Origin of the sequence: Streptomyces uncialis (assembly GCF_036250755.1) — a bacterium.
Taxonomy (GTDB): domain Bacteria; phylum Actinomycetota; class Actinomycetes; order Streptomycetales; family Streptomycetaceae; genus Streptomyces; species Streptomyces uncialis.
Window position 1 is genome coordinate 5338228 of sequence record NZ_CP109583.1, and the last position, 19453, is coordinate 5357680.

Here is a 19453-nt window from a genome sequence, read left to right on the forward strand (position 1 = left end):
GGCACGAGCGGCAACGACGGTACGGGCACCACGAGCGGCACGGGAGGACCCATCGCACTGGAGCAGGCTCCGACGGAAAGCGACGCCACGCGCGCGTACGGCACGGCCCGAGCAGGGGCGCCCGGCGGCGGTACCGCCCCGCGGCGGACCCCGCCCGGCGGCCGGCTGACCTGGGCGCTGGCCGACTGCTGGACCATGACCCGCCGCGAGCTGGCGCACTGGGCGCGGGAGCCGGTGCAGCTGATCGTGGGGCTCGTCTTCCCGGTGATGCTGCTGCTGATGTTCGGGTACCTGATCGGCGGCGGCCGGGGGGTGCGCGGCGACTACATCGACTTCCTGGTCCCCGGGATGCTGGTACTGGCCATGGCGTTCGGGCTGGAGTCCACCATGGTCGCGGTCACCCAGGACCTCAACAAGGGGGTGATCGACCGGTTCCGCTCGATGCCGATGGTCGACGGAGCCGTCCTGGTCGGCCGTTCCGCGGCGGACATGCTCCAGTCGGCGGCGGCGCTGGCCGTCATGGCCGGGGTCGGTCTCGCCGTCGGCTGGCGGGTGCACGGCTCCTTCTTGGGTGTCGTGGGCGCGGTCGGACTGCTGCTCCTGCTGCGCTTCGCGATGCTGTGGGTGGGCATCCACCTCGCCATGGTCGCGGGCCGTCCGGAGATGGTGCAGACCGTGCAGATCCTGGTGTGGCCGCTGGGCTTCCTGTCGAACGCGTTCGCCGTTCCCGAGGCCATGCCGTCCTGGCTCGGCCCGGTCGTGGAATGGAACCCCATGTCCGCGACGGCGACGGCGGTGCGCGACCTGTTCGGCAGCGAGGGCGGCGCCACGGCCACGTCCTGGGCGGCGGAGCACGCCGGTCTCCTCGCGGTGCTCTGGCCGCTGCTGCTCCTCGCGGTGTTCTTCCCGCTGGCCGTACGGAAGTTCGGCGCGCTCAGCAAGTGACGGTACGGGCGTCCGGCCGCCGGGCGGGTGACGGAACGGGGACCTGGCCGCGGGCGGGCTGAAGGTCGACGGGGCGGGGCCCTGGCCGACGGGCGGGTCGGCGGTGACAGCGCGGGGCGCCGACCCCGGGTGGGCTGAGGTGGCGGGGCGGCGGGGTTCGAGGGCTGCGGGCGGGCCGGGCGGCCGTCTGACGGCCCTCACCCGTCGCCCCGGCCCCCGGGGGTCGAACCGGGCCCCGGGGGCCGCCAGCGGCCGTCCAGGGCCCCGGGATGCGGGGCTCCGGGCCGGCCGCCGCTCAGTGGTGGAAGCCGGTCGCGGCGTTCCGGTCCGTCACCAACGGCCCGCTCTGCGCCCGCAGTTCCGGAAGCAGCCGTTCCAGATCCTCCATGAACAGTGCCGCCAGATCCTCCGAGAACCCGTTGCGGCAGACCACCCGCAGCACCGCGAGATCCTCCCGGTTCGCCGGGAACGTGTACGCGGGCACCAGCCAGCCCCGCTCCCGCAGCCGCCGTGACACATCGAAGACGTCGAACGCGCTCACGTCGTCCGCGGTGGTCACCGCGAACACCGGCAGCTCGTCGCCCCTGGTCAGCAGCCGGAAGTCGCCCAGCGACTCCATGCGTTCCGCCAGTTCCCGGGCCACGTTCCGGGTCGACTGCTGCACCGCGCGGAATCCCTCACGGCCCAGCCGCAGGAACGTGTAGTACTGCGCGGCGACCTGCGCGCCCGGCCGGGAGAAGTTCAGCGCGAACGTCGGCATGTCACCGCCCAGGTAGTTCACCCGGAACACCAGGTCCTCCGGCAGTTCCGCCGCCGACCGCCACAGTGCCCAGCCCACCCCCGGGTACACCAGCCCGTACTTGTGGCCGGAGGTGTTGACGGACGACACCCGCGGCAGCCGGAAGTCCCAGACCAGGTCCGGGTCCAGGAACGGCGCGATCATCGCGCCGGACGCGCCGTCCACATGCACGGGTACGTCCAGTCCGGTGCGTTCCTGGAGGTCGTCCAGGGCCGCGCACAGCTCGGCCACCGGCTCGTAGGACCCGTCGAAGGTGGAACCGAGGATCGCGACCACGCCGATGGTGTTCTCGTCGCACAGTTCGGCCGCCGCCGCGGGGTCGAGGTGGAAGCGGTCGCCCTCCATCGGCACCTGACGCGCCTCGACCTCCCAGAAGTTGCAGAACTTGTCCCAGCACACCTGCACATTGACGCCCATCACCAGATTCGGCCGGGTCGTCCGCGACGGGTAGCGGTCGGCGTTGCGCAGCGCCCAGCGCCGCTTCAGGGCCATTCCGGCGAGCATGCACGCCTCGCTGGACCCGGTGGTGGAGCAGCCGACGGTGGTGTCCGGGTCCGGCGCGTTCCACAGATGGGCCAGCATCGACACACACCGCCGCTCCAGCTCGGCGGTCCGGGGGTACTCGTCCTTGTCGATCATGTTCTTGTCGCGGCACTCCGCCATCAGCACCCCGGCCTGCGGCTCCATCCAGGTGGTGACGAAGGTCGCGAGGTTCAGCCGCGCGTTGCCGTCGAGCATCAGTTCGTCGTGGACGAGCTGATACGCGGTGGTGGGCGGCAGCGGCCCGTCCGGCAGCCGGTGCTTGGGCGGGGCGTCGACCATGTCCCCCAGGGGGTCGGCCTCGCCGTAGAACGGGTTCACGGCCATCGGCCGGGCCCCGGGCCGCTGGGTGCCTCGGTGCAGGGACACGGATGCCTCCGGCGGCTGTGGGGGAGCCGCGGGCGACGGGCACCCGCGGGGGCCGCGCCGCGAGGCCCACAGACCACCGTAGGACCGGCTTGCACCTCACGCGACGTGAGGAAGCACGCTGGTGACCGCACGAGGAGAAAGGCGCGGGGCATGAGCTATTCCGTGGGACAGGTCGCCCGGATCACCGGGGTCACGGTGCGCACACTGCACCACTACGACGGGATCGGGCTGCTCACGCCCGGCGGGCGCAGCCACGCCGGGCACCGCCGCTACGACGACGCCGATCTGGACCGGCTCCAGCAGATCCTCTTCTACCGGGAACTGGGCTTCCCGCTGGAGGAGGTCGCCGTCCTCCTCGACGACCCGCGCGCGGACCCCCGCGCACACCTGCGGCGTCAGCACGGGCTGCTGACCGGCCGTATCGAGAGGCTGCGGCGGATGGCCGCAGCCGTGGAGACCGCCATGGAGGCACACCGGATGGGCATCCGACTGACACCCGAGGAGAAGTTCGAGGTGTTCGGCGACTTCGACCCGGACGCCCACGCGCGGGAGGCCGAGGAACGCTGGGGCACCACCGACGCCTATCGGCAGTCCAGGCGCCGCACCACCGCCTGGACCAAGGACGACTGGAAGGACGCCACCGTCCGCTTCGACGCGATCCACCGGCGTATGGCCGATCTGCTCGTCGCGGGGACGGCCGCCGACTCCGGGGCCGCGGCGGACGTCGCCGAGGAGCACCGCCGGTTCATCTCGGACCGGTACTACACCTGCGACCCCGCCATGCACGCCGCGCTCGGCGAGATGTACGTGGCCGATGAACGGTTCACCGCGACGTACGAGGCGATCGAGCCGGGTCTCGCGGTCTATATGCGGGACGCGATGCGGGCGAACGCGGAACGCGGGGGCCGCGGGTAGGCGGTGCGGTGCGGTCCGGTGGGCCGGGGGACGGCTCCGCTGGACGGGTCCGGTGGGTCGGGATGGGTAAGGGGCGTCGGCCATGGCCGACGCCCCTTACCGCAGTGCGTTCTCGTACCTACCGCTACTGCTGCTGCGGGACGATCACACACGCGGTCCCGTACGCACAGACCTCGGTACCGACGTCCGACGCCTCGGTCACGTCGAAACGGAACATCAGGACCGCGTTGCCGCCCCGCGCGCGGGTCTGCTCGATCAGCCGGTCCATCGCCTGGTTGCGGGTCTCGACCAGTGTCTTGGTCAGGCCCTTCAGCTCGCCGCCGATCATCGACTTCAGCCCCGCGCCGATCTGGCTGCCCAGATGGCGGGAGCGGACGGTGAGCCCGAAGACCTCGCCGATCACCCGTTCCACCCGGTAACCGGGCACGTCGTTCGTCGTCACCACCAGGACGTCCGACTCGGGGTTCATACCGCCGCCATAGTCTTCGATGCCCACTATTGCCTCCCTTGTGACACTTTCTGTCGTCACCCAAAGCTTCGGACCCGTCGCCGTACGGTACAACCTGAGGGGGTCGGCGGAACCAGGTCCACCCGTCCCGCGTTGATAGCTTTGGCGCGCCCGACCGCGAGGTCGAGCCGCGCCACGGCCCGGATCACCCCCGCCCCGCCGTCTTCCCTCACCCTCAGGAGTCCGGAAACCGTGACGACGCTTGCGCTCGGACCGAGCTGGCTGGACCCGAACCATCTGCTCAACGAGTTCGGTGTCTACGGCCTGCTGATCATCGTCTTCGCCGAGTCGGGCCTGCTCATCGGGTTCTTCCTGCCGGGTGACTCCCTGCTGTTCACCACGGGCCTGCTCGTGACCACCGGGCAGCTCACCATGGACCTGTGGCTGGTGTGCGTGCTGATCTGCGTCGCGGCGATCCTGGGCGACCAGGCGGGATATCTGTTCGGCAAGAAGGTCGGCCCCGCGCTCTTCAACCGCCCGGACTCCCGCTTCTTCAAACAGGAGAACGTGCTCAAGGCGCACGACTTCTTCGAGAAGCACGGGCCGAAGTCGCTGGTCCTGGCGCGGTTCGTGCCCATCGTCCGCACGTTCACGCCGATCATCGCGGGCGTCAGCGGGATGCGGTACCGCTCGTTCATCACGTTCAACATCATCGGCGGCATCCTGTGGGGCGCCGGGGTCACGCTGCTGGGCGCGTGGCTCGGGCGGCACGCGCTCGTCCGCGACAACATCGAGGCGATGCTGATCGGGATCGTGCTGCTGTCGATCGTCCCGATCGTCATCGAGTTCGCCCGCGCGCGGGGCCAGTCCAAGAGGGCGGTCGCGGGGGCCCCGGACCCGGACGAGCCCCAGACCCGAGGCCGCCACGCCAAACGCTGACCGCCTTCGCTTGCGCCTTCGAGGTTCCCCCTGTGCTGGGCGTACTTGTTCCCGTGCCCCTGGGTTCCTTGTGCTGGGCGTACTTGTTCCCGCACAGGTCGGACGGGGGTGCGCAGTTCCCCGCGCCCCTTTGGGGCGCGTCCGGTCGGTTCTTCGGGTCGGTGCCGGTCGGGATTCTCCGTCCTCGATCCGACACGCTCGGTAAGACGTTCCGTGACTCGACTGAAGAGCATCGGAGTCTGCGGGCAGAGATTCCCGCCCACCCCCTCCCGCAGCAGCGCGAGTCCGCGAGGAGGATGGTCCAACCCCGTCCCCGCAGACGGAGAACAGCCCCAGGTGGCGCCCCCAAAGGGGCGCGGGGAACTGCGCACCCCCGTCCGACCTGTGCGGGAACAACTACGCCCAGCACAGGAAACCCAGGGGCGCGGGGAACTGCGCACCCGATGAGCGACGGCGCGGGAACAAGCGCGTCCAGCCGGACGGACCCAGGGGCGCGGGGAACTGCGCACCCCACGAGCGACCTGCGCAGGGACGAGTGCGTCCAGCACAGGAAACCCAGGGACGGTGCGCACCCGGCACCCGAGGGGGCGGGGTACGACGCCCACCGGGGGGAACCCGCGTCGCGTAAGGCTCTCTAGAAGCCGCGCGTCCGCTTCGCCGCCCGCCGCCCCCCCGCCCCCGGAACCCGCAGGAACAACCGGGAGATCTCCGACCCGAGATTCACCCCGATCGCGATCGCCATCGCCAGCGCCGCGGCCTTCGTGAGCGACACCAGCCCCGCGTCCAGCTCGTTCTGGGCGAACCCCAGCAGCCCGAAGTACGTCGCCGAACCGGGCAGCAGCGGCCCGATCGCCGCCGTCACGTACGGCAGCGCGGACGCGTACCGGTAGCGGGACATCAACTGGCCGAACAGCCCCACCAGCCCCGCCGCGACAGCGGTGGACGCGACGGGCGACAGCCCGCCGACGTAGTGCATCGCCCCGTACACGACCCAGGCGACCCCGCCGTTGAGGGTCACCGCCAGCACGGTGGAACGTTCCTGCTGCAACAGCACGGCGAACGCGAGCGTCAGCATCATGGACGCCGCGATCTGCCACAGGGGCCGCTCGATCACCAGCAGCGCGGCGTCCGGATTGAGCTTGGCGTCCAGCCGCACCCCGAAGTACAGGATCAGCAGGACCCCGATGACGATGCCCACGAAGAAGTACATGACCTCCAGGAGCCGGGCGGAGGCGGTGATGTAGAAGCCGGTGAGCCCGTCCTGGACCCCGGCGACCAGCGCCCGTCCGGGCAGCAGCGCGAACAGTCCGCCGGTGATCACCGCGGACGCCCGTACGTCCGCGTGGGCCAGCGTGAGCGCCACCCCGATCGCCGCCGGCGGCATCGCGGCCACGATGAACTGGTAGAACTCCGGCAGCCCCCGCCCCGCGCACAGCCACGCCAGCCGGTCGCCCAGCATCGCGCCGACCGCCGCCGCCACGAACACGATCACATCACCGCCCACCAGCACGGAGGCGGAACCCGCGAGCACGCCGTTGGCGGCGGTCAGGACCCATCCGGGGTACGGATGGCGGTTGCGGCGTATCTCCGCGAGCCGCCGGTACGCCTCCTCCAGGGAGACATCGGTCTGCGGGTCGCTGATGTCGTGGACGAGCCGGAAGACGGCCGCCAGCCGGGTGTAGTCGGTGCCCCGGCGGCGTACCGTCCGGGAGGCCGTCACCGGGTCCTCGACCAGGGACGGCTGATGCGAGATCGACAGCAGGGTGAACGTCACGGTCGGCTCGCAGCGGTCGAGCCCGTACGAACGGCACACGGCGAACATCGCCGCCTCCACGTCCTCGGCGCCCTCACCGCCCGCGAGCAGCAGCTCCCCGATCCGCAGCGTCAGGTCGAGCACCCGCGGTACCGCGGGCCCCACCTCGTCCTCGTGGCGCTGCGCGTGCTCCGGCGCCGGGCGCTCGGTCACCGACATCCGCAGCATGGTCCGCATCCGGTCCTGCCAGGGCGCCTCCTGCGTCAGCCGGACCAGGGGGGTCCCGGCCGCCGGGGTGAACGCGGGCGGAGCGCTGCGCGCGCTGTAGGTGCGCGGGGCAGAGAACGCCGACCCCTCGGGCTCGGCGGCGGACGGTTCGGGCACCCCCTCGGGCACCGCGAACTCGGACGTCGTCTGGGAGTCCTCCTCGGCGGCCCCGGGCTGCGGATGCACCCCCGTCGGCTGACTGAAGGCGCTGCGCGCCTCGTCCGACACGGGCTTGCCGTCACCGGGACCGGCCGTGTCCGTCACCCCCGCCGGGGTCTTCCGCTCGCTCACCGCACCCCTTCCAGGACGTGCCGTCGTGCCACCTCTCCTGACCCTCACCACACACACGCGCGCGTGGACCGTGCCGCGGACCGTCGTCCCCGGACCCCCTACCCGTGATCCGGACACCTACGTCCCCGCACACCACCTACGTACGCACAGATCCCGTCCGCACGCGCGGTGTGCGCGCACACCGGAGCGGGCCGTGCGGACCGGGAACCCCGGACGACGCACGGCCCGCTCCGGGCACCGCGTAATGCCGCGTACCCGCCGCCACGGCGACGGGACGCGGAGCAGCCGTCAGTGGCCGCCCTGCTCCTTCAGACGCTTGTAGGACCGCTCGATCTCGGCTTCGGCATCGGTGCGGCCCACCCAGTTGGCGCCCTCGACGGACTTGCCGGGCTCCAGGTCCTTGTAGACCTCGAAGAAGTGCTGGATCTCCAGGCGGTCGAACTCCGAGACGTGGTGGATGTCCCGCAGGTGCTCCACGCGCGGGTCCGACGCGGGCACGCACAGAAGCTTGTCGTCGCCGCCGGCCTCGTCCGTCATCCGGAACATGCCGATCGCGCGGCAGCGGATCAGACAGCCGGGGAAGGTCGGCTCGTCCAGGATGACGAGCGCGTCCAGCGGGTCGCCGTCCTCACCCAGGGTGTTCTCCACGAAGCCGTAGTCGGCCGGGTAGCTGGTCGACGTGAAGAGTCGACGGTCGAGCCGGATGCGACCGGTCTCGTGATCGACCTCGTACTTGTTCCGCGAACCCTTCGGAATCTCGATCGTGACGTCGAACTCCACCGGTGGCTCCTCCATGATCAGCACATGATTGTCGTGACGCTGTGTCCACCGCGAGGGGCCTCCCGGGGGGCGGCTCGTCGCAGACGGCTGCCGCCCGCGGCTCGGTCCGGTCGGCTACCGCCGTACGGCCCCCAGGCCCCGCCCGGATCGTGGTCGGGGCCAGCGGGGTGCCATCCCGCGGCAAGACGCAGTGGTTAAGTGTCCCTCACGCCACAGTGTGATCGCGAAAGGGGCTGGTCGGTCGTGCCGGAGCTGCCGGAGACGAAGCTGTCAGCGCACGTACGGCGGCTCGCCGGCCGCCTCCGGGCGCTGCTCGCCGACCTCCGGACCCAGCGGCCCTCGCAGGTCAAGACGTGGCAGGTCACGACCGGTGCCACCGTGGCCGGACTGGCGATCGCGGCCACCTCCGTGACCCTGGCCGGCCCCTGGGACGGCTCCGGCCAGCGCAGCGCCGAACGCGACCGGGCCGCCGCCCAGCGCACCGAGGGTGGCGCACATCACGCGGGCGCCGAGGGCGGTACGGGGGCGAAGGCGCCCAAGGCCGCCCCGAGCGCCCCGTCCGTGCTCGACGCGCTGGGGGCGCCCGGCGGCACGGCCCCGCTGCCGAAGGGCCCCGCGCTCGACAAGCGACTGGCCCCGCTGCTCGACGGATCACCCGACGGGACCCGGACCGCCGCGGCCGTCGTGGACGCGGCGACCGGCAAGCTCCTGTGGGGCAGGAGCGCCGGTGACGCGCTGACGCCCGCGTCCACCATCAAGGTCGCCACGGCCGTCGCGGCGCTGACGGCCGCGGGCCCCGACCACCGGATCACCACCCGGACCGTCCATGAACCGGCCGGCTCCGAGGGGCCGGGCCGGGTCGTGCTCGTCGGCGGCGGCGACCCGACCCTCACCGCGCGGGCCCGCGCGGGCGGCAACGCCTCCCTGCGGACCCTCGCGGAGCGCACGGCCCGTGCCCTCACGAAGTCCGGCGCGCGCGAGGTGACCCTCGCGTACGACACTTCCCTGTACTCCGGGCCCGCAGTCCACCCGATCGGCCGCAACGACAACATCGCGCGCGTGAGCGCCCTGATGGTCGACGAGGGGCGGCTGGACGACTCCTCCAGCGGCCCCGCGCCTCGTGCCGAGGACCCCGCGAAGGACGCCGCCGCGCGGTTCGCCGATCTGCTCGCCGGACACGGGGTGAAGGTCAAGGGCTCGCCGGTGGCGGCGAGGGCCGCGAAGGACGCGCTGCCGCTCGCGAAGGTGGCCTCGCCGCCGCTGTCCTCGCTGGTCGAGCGGATGCTCACCAGCAGCGACAACGACATCGCCGAGGCGCTCAACCGGCGGACCGCGCTCGTCTCCGGGCGGCCCGCGAGCTTCGGTGGCGGCGGCGCGGCCGTCAAGACCCAGCTCGGCAAGCTCCGGATGCCCCTCGGCGGCACCCGCTTCACCGACGGCAGCGGTCTCGACCGCGGCAACCGGCTGACGCCCGAGCTGCTCACCTCGCTGCTCGCGCGGGCCGCGCAGCCCGAACGCCCCGAGCTGCGTACGGCGCTGACGGGGCTGCCGGTCGCCGGGTTCACCGGCACCCTGAGAAATCGTTACTCCTCCGGGCCCGACGCGGGTGGTACGGGGCTCGTACGGGCCAAGACGGGCACGCTCACGGGTGTCCACACCCTGGCCGGCACGGTCGTGGACCGTGACGGCCGGCTGCTCGCCTTCACCTTCATGACGGACGGTCCCGCGACCGATCCCACCGCGACGCAGTCCCGGTTGGACCGGATGGCCACGAGTCTCACGACCTGCGGCTGCTGACCGCCTTCGCTTGCGCCTCCGAGGTTCCCCCCCCGTGCTGGGCGCACTTCGCTCCTGTGCCGTCGCTCGTGGGTGCGCAGTTCCTCGCGCCCCTGGGTGCTGCCCCTGTCCGTCGTTCTTCGGGTGCGGCCCGGTCCTCGTCCTGCGCAGTTCCCCGCGCCCCTTTGGGGCGCATCCGGCTTGTTCTTCGGGTCGGTGCCGGTCGGGATTCTCCGTCCTCGATCCGACACGCTCGGTACGACGTACCCGTACCCGACTGAAGAGCATCGGAGTCTGCGAGCAGAGATTCCCGCCCACCCCCTCCCGCAGCCGGGCGCCTGCGAGAGGAGGGGGTATGAACCCCGGCCGGGCTGATGCCAGCCCGCAGGCTGACCGGCAGCCTCAGGTGGGCGCCCCAAAGGGGCGCGGGGAACTGCGCAAAAACGAGGGCAGACCCGCACCCGAAGAACGACGGACGGGGGCAGCACCTCAGGGGCGCGGGGAACTGCGCACCCCCGGACGACCCGCGCGGGGACAGGTGCGTCCAGGTGGGGAACCCCAGGGGCGCGGGGAACCGCGCGAGAACGAGGGCGGCCCGCACCTGAGGAGCGACCGCCAGGGGGCAGCACCTCAGGGGCGCGGGGAACTGCGCACCCCCGGACGTACCCGCACGGGGACAGGTGCGTCCAGGTGGGGAACCCCAGGGGCGCGGGGAACCGCGCGAGAACGAGGGCGGCCCGCACCCGGAGAGCGACCGCCAGGGGGGGGCAGCACCCAGGGGCGCGGGGAACTGCGCACCCACGTCCGGCCCGCACGGGAACAAGTACGTCCAGGTGGGGAACCCCAGGGGCGCGGGGAACTGCGCGAGAACGAGGGCGGCCCGCACCTGAGGAGCGACCGCAAGGGGGCAGCACCTCAGGGGCGCGGGGAACTGCGCACCCCTGGACGTACCCGCGCGGGGACAAGTGCGTCCAGGTGGGGGGAACCCCAGGGGTGCGGGGAACCGCGCGGCCACCGAGCGACGGCACGGGACAAGTGCGTCCAGCACAGGGAACCTCGGAGGCGCGAGCGAAGGCGACCCGTACTGACTCGGACGCCCCACGCAGCGGTCCCGTACCGTTGACGCCATGACGAGCATCGGTGGTGCGGAGATGGTCGACTGGAATCTCGCGGTGGCGACCGCGACCCGACTGGTGAGGCCGGGCCCCGAGGTGAGCCGCGACGAGGCCCGGGCCATCGTCGCGGAACTGCGCGGGCACGCCAAGGCGTCCGAGGAACACGTACGCGCGTACACCCGCATGGGCGGCCCGGACACCCACGACACGCCGGTGCTGGTGGTGGACCGCCCCGGCTGGGTCCGCGCCAACGTCGCGGGCTTCCGGGCGATCCTGGCGCCCCTGCTGGAGAAGATGCAGGAACGCCGCAGCGGCGGCCCGGGCGGCGCGGTCCTGGGCGCGGTCGGCGGCAAGGTCACCGGTGTGGAACTGGGCATGCTGCTGTCGTTCCTGTCCTCACGGGTCCTCGGCCAGTACGAGACGTTCGCCCCGGCGACCAGGGACCTCCCGGCGGGCGCGAACGGCGGTGGACGGCTCCTCCTGGTGGCCCCGAACATCGTCCACGTCGAGCGGGAACTCGATGTGAACCCGCATGACTTCCGGCTCTGGGTCACCCTCCACGAGGAGACCCACCGGACCCAGTTCACCGCCGTGCCCTGGCTCCGGGACCATCTGGAGGGCGAGATCCAGACGTTCCTCGCGGAGACCGACGTCGACCCGATGACGTTCCTCGAACGCATCCGCGAGGCCGCGCAGTCGCTCGCCGGAGGGCGCCCGGAGGGCGAGGACGACGACGGCGGCCGCTCCCTGGTCGAACTCGTGCAGACCCCCGCCCAGCGGGAGATCCTGGGCCGTCTCACCGCCGTGATGTCGCTGCTCGAAGGGCACGCCGACCACGTCATGGACGGGGTGGGCCCGGCCGTGGTGCCGTCGGTCGCGGAGATCCGCGAGAAGTTCCAGCAGCGCCGCGCGCAGGGCGCGTCCCGCCTCGACCAGGCACTGCGCAAGCTCCTCGGGCTGGACGCCAAAATGCGCCAGTACCGCGACGGCGAACGCTTCGTCCGCGCGGTCGTCAACGAGGTCGGTATGGATGGATTCAACCGGGTATGGACCTCGCCCAACACCCTCCCGACGAAGGCGGAGATCGGCAAACCGGCGGACTGGGTCGCGCGGGTGCACCGTAAGGCAGAGTCGTGAGCCCGGGGCAGCCGAGGGCAGAAGAACGCCCCCGCAATCACCCGTCCGAGGGACCGTGAGCCCCTGACAGGCGTGCGATGCTCGGGGAACGGCTCGGCTCTGTCACCATCGACACACTCTGAGTGACCGCAGGCGGTGCGACAGCGGCCCGCCCCGGTCGCCCGGCGGACGATCGAGAGCACGATCACTGACGCGCGGTCAGTCGTCGGCGACCCCACCGGGGCCACCGGCGGCGGCCACCGCCAGGGATCACCGACAGCCCCGAGCCACACCCCCCGAACTTCACGAAGGGCACCGGACATGGGTCCCCATCCAGCGGTCGCGGCGATACGCCTGGCGGTTCGCCGCGTACTCCACGACCTCCTCACCGAACACGACCTGCGCGCCCCCGCCGAAGACCGCCCCGCCCCCGTCACCCCCCTGAACGGGAGCCCGGCGGCCACCGCGCCCGCGCCCCGTACGGACACCACCCCCCGGGACCGTACGAGCGCCCCCATGAGCCGTGCCGGCACCGGCGCCCGACCGGGGGCCCGGAGCGCCCGGCGCGCGCCCGGCGCGTCCCTGCTGGACGACGACCCGCTCGCCCCCCTCGTACTCGTCGCCTGCTCCGGCGGCGCCGACTCCATGGCGCTCGCCTCCGCGCTCGCCTTCGAAGCCCCCAAGCTCGGCATCCGCGCCGGGGCCGTCACCGTCGACCACGGTCTCCAGCCCGGCTCCGACCAGCGCGCGGCGGAGGTCGCGGCCCGGCTCACCGGCCTCGGCCTCGGACCCGTGGACGCCGTCGGCGTCACCGTCGGCCGCGGCGGGGGCCCCGAGGCCGCCGCCCGTGACGCCCGGTACGCCGCGCTGGACGCCGCCGCCGAACGCCACGGCGCCACCGCCGTCCTGCTCGGCCACACCCGCGACGACCAGGCCGAGACCGTGCTCCTCGGCCTCGCGCGCGGTTCGGGCATCCGCTCCCTGTCCGGGATGGCCGCGGTCTCGGGCGCCGGTGGCCGCTACCGGCGGCCCTTCCTCCACCTCGACCGGCAGACCGCCCGCAAGGCGTGCCTCGTCCAGCACCTCCCGGTCTGGGACGACCCGCACAACGCCGACCCCGCCTACACCAGGTCCCGGCTGCGCCACGAGGGCCTGCCCGCCCTGGAGAAGGCGCTCGGCAAGGGCGTCGTGGAAGCACTCGCCCGGACGGCCCAACTCTCCCGTGACGACGCCGACGCGCTGGACACCTGGGCCGCCCAGGCGGAGAGCGCCGTACGCGACCCGGCCGGGCTCCTGGAGTGCGCCAAGCTGTACGCGCTCCCGCCGGCCGTACGGCGCCGGGTGCTGCGCCGCGCGGCCATCGACGCGGGCGCTCCCGCGGGTTCGCTGTTCGCCCGGCACATCGAGGAGATCGACCGGTTGATCACGGGATGGCGGGGTCAGGGAGCCATCAATCTCCCCGGCCGGGTCGTCGCCCAGCGCCAGGGTGGCAGACTGGTGATCCGGCAAAGCTGAGACGGGCCCCGCGCACGGCGGCCCGGAACCGGCCCGGACGACCGAAAGTGATGCGGGTGGACGCGAAAGACATGGGCACCGACCTACAGTCGGTGCTCATCACCAAGGAAGAGATCGACGCGAAGCTGGCGGAGCTGGCCGCGAAGATCGACGCGGAGTACGCGGGCAAGGACGTGCTCATCGTCGGTGTGCTCAAGGGCGCCGTGATGGTGATGGCGGACCTGGCGCGTGCGGTGTCCACCCCCGTCACGATGGACTGGATGGCGGTGTCCTCGTACGGCGCGGGCACCCAGTCGTCCGGCGTGGTCCGCATCCTCAAGGACCTCGACACCGACATCAAGGGCAAGCACGTCCTGATCGTCGAGGACATCATCGACTCCGGGCTCACCCTGTCCTGGCTGATCTCCAACCTCGGCTCCCGCGAGCCCGCGTCCCTCAAGGTGTGCACACTGCTGCGCAAGCCCGAGGCCGCGAAGGTCGCGATCGACGTGGAGTGGGTCGGCTTCGACATCCCCAACGAGTTCGTCGTCGGCTACGGCCTCGACTACGCGGAGAAGTACCGCAACCTGCCGTTCGTGGGTACGCTCGCGCCCCACGTGTACGGCGGCTGAGCCGACCGGGCCACGCGGACCCGGGTTCCGGGAACCCTTTCGGGACTCCCGCCGTTGGAGCATTCGGAGGCGGGATTGCCACGGGATTGGCAGTAGCACCCTGCGGCTTCGGGTGACAATGCTGGGGTACCGTCCGAAGAACAGTCTTTATCAAACTCACTATGGCAGGAGGGACGGGGCGGCATCGCTCCGTATGGATGGACGTGAAGCGATACTTCCGTGGGCCGGTCATGTGGATCGTGCTGGCCGTCCTTGCCGTGGTCGTGTTGATGCAGGTCGTCGGTTCGTCCGGTGGCCACAAGACGGTGGACACCGGCCAGGTCGTCCAGGCGATCAATAACAACCAGGTGGAGTCGGCCCAGCTCACCACTGGCAATTCCCAGACGATCAAGATCAAGCTCAAGGACGGCCAGAAGGTCGAGGGCCAGAGCAAGGTCCAGGCGAGCTACATCGGCGACCAGGGCGCCGACCTCGCCGCGGACCTCCAGGCCAAGTACCAGGACAAGCAGATCCCCGAGGGCTACACCGTCTCGCCCTCGAAGGACAACCCGTTCCTCGGCATCCTGCTGTCCCTCCTGCCCTTCGTCCTCATCGTCGTCGTCTTCCTGTTCCTGATGAATCAGATGCAGGGCGGTGGCTCCCGGGTGATGAACTTCGGGAAGTCCAAGGCCAAGCTCATCACCAAGGACACCCCGAAGACGACGTTCGCCGATGTGGCGGGGTCCGACGAGGCCGTCGAGGAGCTCCACGAGATCAAGGAGTTCCTCCAGGAGCCGGCGAAGTTCCAGGCCGTCGGCGCCAAGATCCCCAAGGGCGTCCTGCTCTACGGTCCGCCCGGTACGGGCAAGACGCTCCTCGCGCGCGCCGTCGCCGGTGAGGCCGGGGTGCCGTTCTACTCGATCTCGGGTTCCGACTTCGTCGAGATGTTCGTCGGTGTCGGTGCCTCCCGGGTGCGTGACCTCTTCGAGCAGGCCAAGGCGAACGCCCCGGCGATCGTCTTCGTCGACGAGATCGACGCCGTCGGCCGTCACCGCGGTGCCGGTCTCGGCGGTGGTCACGACGAGCGCGAGCAGACGCTGAACCAGCTCCTGGTGGAGATGGACGGCTTCGACGTGAAGGGCGGGGTCATCCTGATCGCCGCCACCAACCGGCCCGACATCCTGGACCCGGCGCTGCTGCGACCGGGCCGGTTCGACCGGCAGATCGCCGTGGACCGTCCGGACATGGTGGGCCGTCTGGAGATCCTCAAGGTCCACCAGAAGGGCAAGCCGGTCGCCCCGGACGTCGATCTGTCGGCGGTCGCCCGCCGTACCCCGGGCTTCACCGGTGCGGACCTGAGCAACGTCCTCAACGAGGCCGCCCTGCTCACGGCCCGCAGCGACAAGAAGCTGATCGACAACCACAGCCTCGAAGAGGCCATCGACCGTGTGGTGGCGGGCCCGCAGAAGCGGACCCGGATCATGTCGGACAAGGAGAAGAAGATCACCGCGTACCACGAGGGCGGACACGCCCTGGTCGCGGCGGCTTCACCGAACTCCGACCCGGTGCACAAGATCACCATCCTGTCCCGGGGCCGGGCGCTGGGCTACACCATGGTCCTGCCCGAGGAGGACAAGTACTCCACCACGCGTAACGAGATGCTCGACCAGCTCGCGTACATGCTGGGCGGGCGCGCGGCGGAGGAACTGGTCTTCCACGACCCGACGACCGGTGCGGCCAACGACATCGAGAAGGCCACGACCACCGCTCGCGCGATGGTCACGCAGTACGGCATGACCGAGCGTCTGGGCGCGATCAAGTTCGGCGGCGACAACACCGAACCCTTCCTGGGCCGGGAGATGGGCCACCAGCGCGACTACTCGGAAGAGGTCGCCGCGCTCGTGGACGAAGAGGTCAAGAAGCTCATCGAGAACGCGCACAACGAAGCGTGGGAGATCCTCGTCGAGAACCGCGACGTTCTCGACAGCCTGGTTCTCCAGCTTCTGGAGCGGGAGACGCTGGGCAAGGAGGAGATCGCCGAGATCTTCACCCACATCATCAAGCGTCCGGCCCGCCCGGCCTGGACGGGCTCGTCGCGGCGTACGCCGTCGACCCGTCCGCCGGTCCTCTCGCCGAAGGAGTTGTCCCTGACGAACGGCGCCGGCGGCGCCGCCCCGTCACTGACGACCGGCAAGCCCGATGTGACCCCGGTCTCCCCGACCGAGGCCCCGTCGCCGCAGGAGGACAACCGGCCGGAGAGCTGACACCGCCGCTGACGTGGCCGTGCGCCGGGGAGACCCCCTGGTGAGGCCCGTCGGCCGATGATCGGCACGGAATGGATGCCGCGCCCCCCTAGTTAGTCTTGGGGGGTGCGGCATTTCCGTGTGCCCGCCAGGTACCGGCTGTACAGCTGAGGAACGAGGCAGACCATGACCGACCCCGTGACGCTGGGCGGCGAGCGCACGATAGGCGAGTTCGACGAGAAGCGCGCCGAGAACGCGATCAGGGAGCTGCTGTTCGCGATCGGGGAGGACCCGGACCGTGAGGGTCTGCTGGACACCCCGGCGCGGGTCGCGCGCGCGTACCGGGAGATCCTGGCGGGACTCTGGCAGCAGCCGGAGGACGTCCTGACGACGACGTTCGACATCGGGCACGACGAGATGGTCCTGGTGAAGGACATCGAGATCGTCAGCCTTTGCGAGCACCATCTGCTGCCGTTCCACGGGGTCGCCCATGTGGGGTACATCCCCGCGGAGTCCGGCAAGATCACGGGGCTGTCGAAGCTGGCGCGGCTGGTCGAGGTGTTCGCCCGCCGGCCCCAGGTGCAGGAGCGGCTCACCACCCAGGTGGCGGATTCGCTGATGCGGATACTGGAGGCCAGGGGCGCGATCGTGGTGATCGAGGCCGAGCACATGTGCATGTCCGTGCGGGGTATCCGCAAGCCCGGCGCGAAGACGACGACCTCCGCGGTACGGGGTCAGCTGCGCGACTCCACGACCCGCGCGGAGGCGATGAGCCTGATCCTGGCCCGGTAGTCCGCCCGCCCGTCCGTCCGTCGCCGGGTCGCCTTCTCCCGCGCCCCGAGGTCTGTCCGGCTGTACGTACCTGTCCCTGTGCGGGTACGTCCGGGGGTGCGCAGTTCCCCGCGCCCCTGGGGTCCCACACCTGGGCGTACTTGTTCCCGTGCGGGCCGTTCGTGGGTGCGCAGTTCCCCGCGCCCCTGGGTGGTGCCCCCTTGCGGTCGCTTCTTCGGGTGCGGGTCGCCCTCGTTTTCGCGCAGTTCCCCGCGCCCCTTTGGGGGCGCCCCCTGAGGCTGTTCTCCGTCTGCTGGGGCGGGGTTGAACCATCCTCCTCGTGCAGGCGCTCGGCTACGTAAGGGGGTGGGCGGGAATCTCTGCTCGCAGACTCCGATGCTCTTCAGTCCGGCAAGGGAACGTCCGACCGAGCGTGTCGGATCGAGGACGGAGAATCCCGACCGGCACCGACCCGAAGAACCGACCGGATGCGCCCCAAAGGGGCGCGGGGAACTGCGCGAAACCACCGAGCGACGGCACAGGAACGGAGTACGCCCCGCCGGACGGACCTGGGAAGCGCAAGCGAAGGCGACCCGCGGGGAACCGCGAAAACGACGAGCGACGGCACAGGAACGAAGTGCGCCCAGCACAGGGGGAACCTCGAAGGCGCAAGCGAAGGCGTCACGCCGGGTGGGTGCCCGGAGGGTGCGGTGTGTCGTCGTCCTCGGGGAGACGGCACACCCGCTCCAGGAACAGCGCGGCAGCTATGACCAGCAGCCCCGCGACGACCGAGAAGCCCGCGTAGACGGCCTGGTCCCGACGGGCGGGCACATCGAGGGAGCCCAGCAGGAACGCCCCCACACCCCCGTAGAGCCCCGCGATCATCGCCGCGACCAGCGCACTCGCCTGCCCGAAGACCAGCGCGCGGGCGGCCATCAGCGGATCGACGCCCTTCGCCCCCGGCTGCCGCTCCCGCTGCGCGCGCAACCGCGCCCGCAGCGACAGCGCCGTGGCGACCAGGACGGCGGCGATCACGGCGAGCACGATGGGCGCGGCGAGCGGGACACCGGGCAGGGTGCCGACCGAGTCCCACAGCCGGGCTCCCGCCCAGGACACCACTCCGGCTCCGAGGAAGAGGCCGAGCAGGGTCCTGATGCGCAGCTGGTTCACGTCGTCCCTTCTGTCCCGGTCGGAGCCGGTGGTGTGCGGCTCGGGGCCGGGGTGTCCCGGTCGGTGGCGTTGATGCCCTCGCCCGACCTTAACGACTACTCGGGCAGCCGGAGTTCCAGGTCGGGCCGTGTGGTGACACCTTCCCGGGTGACTCCGGCGAGGAGATCGCCGACCGCGCCGTGTCCGGGGAGCTCGGCGCCGGGGTCGATGTCGGCCCACGGGGCCAGCACGAAGGCGCGTTCATGGGCGCGGGGGTGGGGGAGCGTCAGCACCGGGTCGTCCGAGGTCACATCGGCGTAGGTGACGATGTCGACGTCGAGGGTGCGCGGGCCCCAGCGCTCGTCCCGTACCCGTTCGAACGCCTCCTCGACAGCCTGCGCGCGTTCCAGCAGGGAGCCGGGCGGGAGGGTGGTGCGGATCAGGACGACGGCGTTGAAGTACGAGGGCTGGCTGCCCGGGTCGACGCCCCAGGGCTCGGTCTCGTAGACCGGGGAGACTGCCTTCACCCGCAGGCCGGGGGTGTCCTCCAGCGCGTCCACGGCTCCCTGGAGGGTCTCCAGCCGGTTGCCGAGGTTGCTGCCGAGGGACAGTACGGCGCCGCGGGGGTTGCTGAGGGTGGTGTCGGCGGCGTCCACCTGGGCCACCACGGAGGCGGGGACCGGCTGCACGGTGGGGTCGCTCTGCCCGCCGGGGTGGGTGTTCATGCGCGGCTCCGGGCGATGGTGACGGTCACGTCGTCGAAGGGCACGGTGATGGGCGCGTCCGGTTTGTGGACGCACACCTCGACCTCCTGGACGCCGTCGTGCCGCAGGCAGATCGTGGCGATGCGCTCGGCGAGCGTCTCGATGAGGTTGACGGGCTCGCCCTCGACGACGGCCACGACCTCCTCGGCGACGATGCCGTAGTGCACGGTTTTCGCCAGGTCGTCGTCGGCCGCCGCGGGACGGGTGTCGATGCCGAGGGTCAGATCCACGATGAAGGTCTGGCCCTCCTCGCGTTCCCTGGGGAACACCCCGTGGTGTCCGCGGGCCTTCAGGCCGCGCAGCGCGACACGATCCACGTACCTCACTCCTGCCGTCGTCGTTGTGGGAGGCCGCCCCCGGGTGCGCTC

General features: G+C 71.5%; 16 protein-coding genes. 9 read left to right on the forward strand and 7 right to left on the reverse strand.

The annotated features are described in order from the left end of the window. The first annotated feature begins 195 nt into the window (after positions 1-195). Entirely contained in the window at positions 196-945 is a 750-nt protein-coding gene (locus tag OG711_RS22135) for an ABC transporter permease (protein ID WP_107499455.1), read from the forward strand. A 295-nt stretch (positions 946-1240) separates the two neighbouring features. On the opposite strand, the gene OG711_RS22140 is transcribed toward OG711_RS22135, so the two are convergent. Further along, entirely contained in the window at positions 1241-2653 is a 1413-nt protein-coding gene (locus OG711_RS22140; protein WP_073795328.1) for a glutamate decarboxylase, read from the reverse strand. A 150-nt stretch (positions 2654-2803) separates the two neighbouring features. Between OG711_RS22140 and OG711_RS22145 the strand changes: the two genes are divergently transcribed. Next, positions 2804-3568, forward strand: a complete 765-nt coding sequence (locus tag OG711_RS22145) for a MerR family transcriptional regulator (RefSeq protein WP_073795325.1) — start codon at positions 2804-2806, stop codon at positions 3566-3568. Positions 3569-3692: 124 nt separating this feature from the next. Here the strand turns inward: OG711_RS22145 and OG711_RS22150 are convergent, their stop codons facing one another. After that, positions 3693-4064, reverse strand: coding sequence for a YbjQ family protein (locus OG711_RS22150; protein ID WP_099282651.1), 372 nt, complete (start codon positions 4062-4064; stop codon positions 3693-3695). Between the two features lie 204 nt (positions 4065-4268). On the opposite strand from OG711_RS22150, the gene OG711_RS22155 reads away from it, so the two are divergent. Beyond that, positions 4269-4955, forward strand: a complete 687-nt coding sequence (locus OG711_RS22155; RefSeq protein ID WP_073795319.1) for a DedA family protein — start codon at positions 4269-4271, stop codon at positions 4953-4955. A 634-nt stretch (positions 4956-5589) separates the two neighbouring features. On the opposite strand, the gene OG711_RS22160 is transcribed toward OG711_RS22155, so the two are convergent. Beyond that, entirely contained in the window at positions 5590-7266 is a 1677-nt protein-coding gene (locus OG711_RS22160; protein WP_178391206.1) for a threonine/serine exporter family protein, read from the reverse strand. Positions 7267-7554: 288 nt separating this feature from the next. Then, positions 7555-8046 (reverse strand): inorganic diphosphatase, encoded by a 492-nt coding sequence (locus tag OG711_RS22165; RefSeq protein ID WP_073795593.1) that lies wholly within the window; start codon positions 8044-8046, stop codon positions 7555-7557. 243 nt (positions 8047-8289) lie between these two features. Here OG711_RS22165 and dacB point away from each other — a divergent pair, with 243 nt between their 5' ends. The 6 genes from dacB (at position 8290) to folE (ending at position 17193) form a co-directional block, all read left to right on the forward strand. Then, positions 8290-9843: a D-alanyl-D-alanine carboxypeptidase/D-alanyl-D-alanine endopeptidase gene (gene dacB, locus OG711_RS22170; RefSeq protein ID WP_405673978.1), complete on the forward strand. Its 1554-nt coding sequence runs from the start codon at positions 8290-8292 to the stop codon at positions 9841-9843. Between the two features lie 1106 nt (positions 9844-10949). Further along, a complete protein-coding gene (locus OG711_RS22175; RefSeq protein ID WP_329560165.1) occupies positions 10950-12074 on the forward strand; it encodes a zinc-dependent metalloprotease in 1125 nt (374 codons plus the stop codon). A gap of 300 nt (positions 12075-12374) precedes the next feature. Beyond that, positions 12375-13568 carry a tRNA lysidine(34) synthetase TilS gene (gene tilS, locus OG711_RS22180; RefSeq protein ID WP_266517015.1) on the forward strand — a complete coding sequence of 398 codons (1194 nt, stop codon included), beginning with the start codon at positions 12375-12377 and terminating at the stop codon, positions 13566-13568. 50 nt (positions 13569-13618) lie between these two features. Further along, the gene (gene hpt / locus OG711_RS22185) at positions 13619-14179 is read left to right on the forward strand and encodes a hypoxanthine phosphoribosyltransferase (RefSeq protein WP_073795312.1); all 561 of its coding nucleotides are present in this window, start codon (positions 13619-13621) and stop codon (positions 14177-14179) included. 197 nt (positions 14180-14376) lie between these two features. After that, complete coding sequence (gene ftsH / locus OG711_RS22190) at positions 14377-16422, forward strand: ATP-dependent zinc metalloprotease FtsH (protein WP_073795310.1); 2046 nt, start codon at positions 14377-14379, stop codon at positions 16420-16422. Positions 16423-16587: 165 nt separating this feature from the next. After that, positions 16588-17193, forward strand: a complete 606-nt coding sequence (gene folE / locus OG711_RS22195) for a GTP cyclohydrolase I FolE (protein WP_073795307.1) — start codon at positions 16588-16590, stop codon at positions 17191-17193. 660 nt (positions 17194-17853) lie between these two features. On the opposite strand, the gene OG711_RS22200 is transcribed toward folE, so the two are convergent. The 3 genes from OG711_RS22200 to folB form a co-directional block, all read right to left on the reverse strand. Next, positions 17854-18342, reverse strand: coding sequence for a DUF3180 domain-containing protein (locus OG711_RS22200; protein ID WP_073795305.1), 489 nt, complete (start codon positions 18340-18342; stop codon positions 17854-17856). A gap of 95 nt (positions 18343-18437) precedes the next feature. Then, positions 18438-19046 carry a 2-amino-4-hydroxy-6-hydroxymethyldihydropteridine diphosphokinase gene (folK, locus tag OG711_RS22205; RefSeq protein WP_329560166.1) on the reverse strand — a complete coding sequence of 203 codons (609 nt, stop codon included), beginning with the start codon at positions 19044-19046 and terminating at the stop codon, positions 18438-18440. After that, positions 19043-19402, reverse strand: coding sequence for a dihydroneopterin aldolase (gene folB / locus OG711_RS22210; RefSeq protein ID WP_329560167.1), 360 nt, complete (start codon positions 19400-19402; stop codon positions 19043-19045). The genes folK and folB overlap by 4 nt, the downstream gene beginning before the upstream one ends. Between the last annotated feature and the right edge of the window lie 51 nt (positions 19403-19453).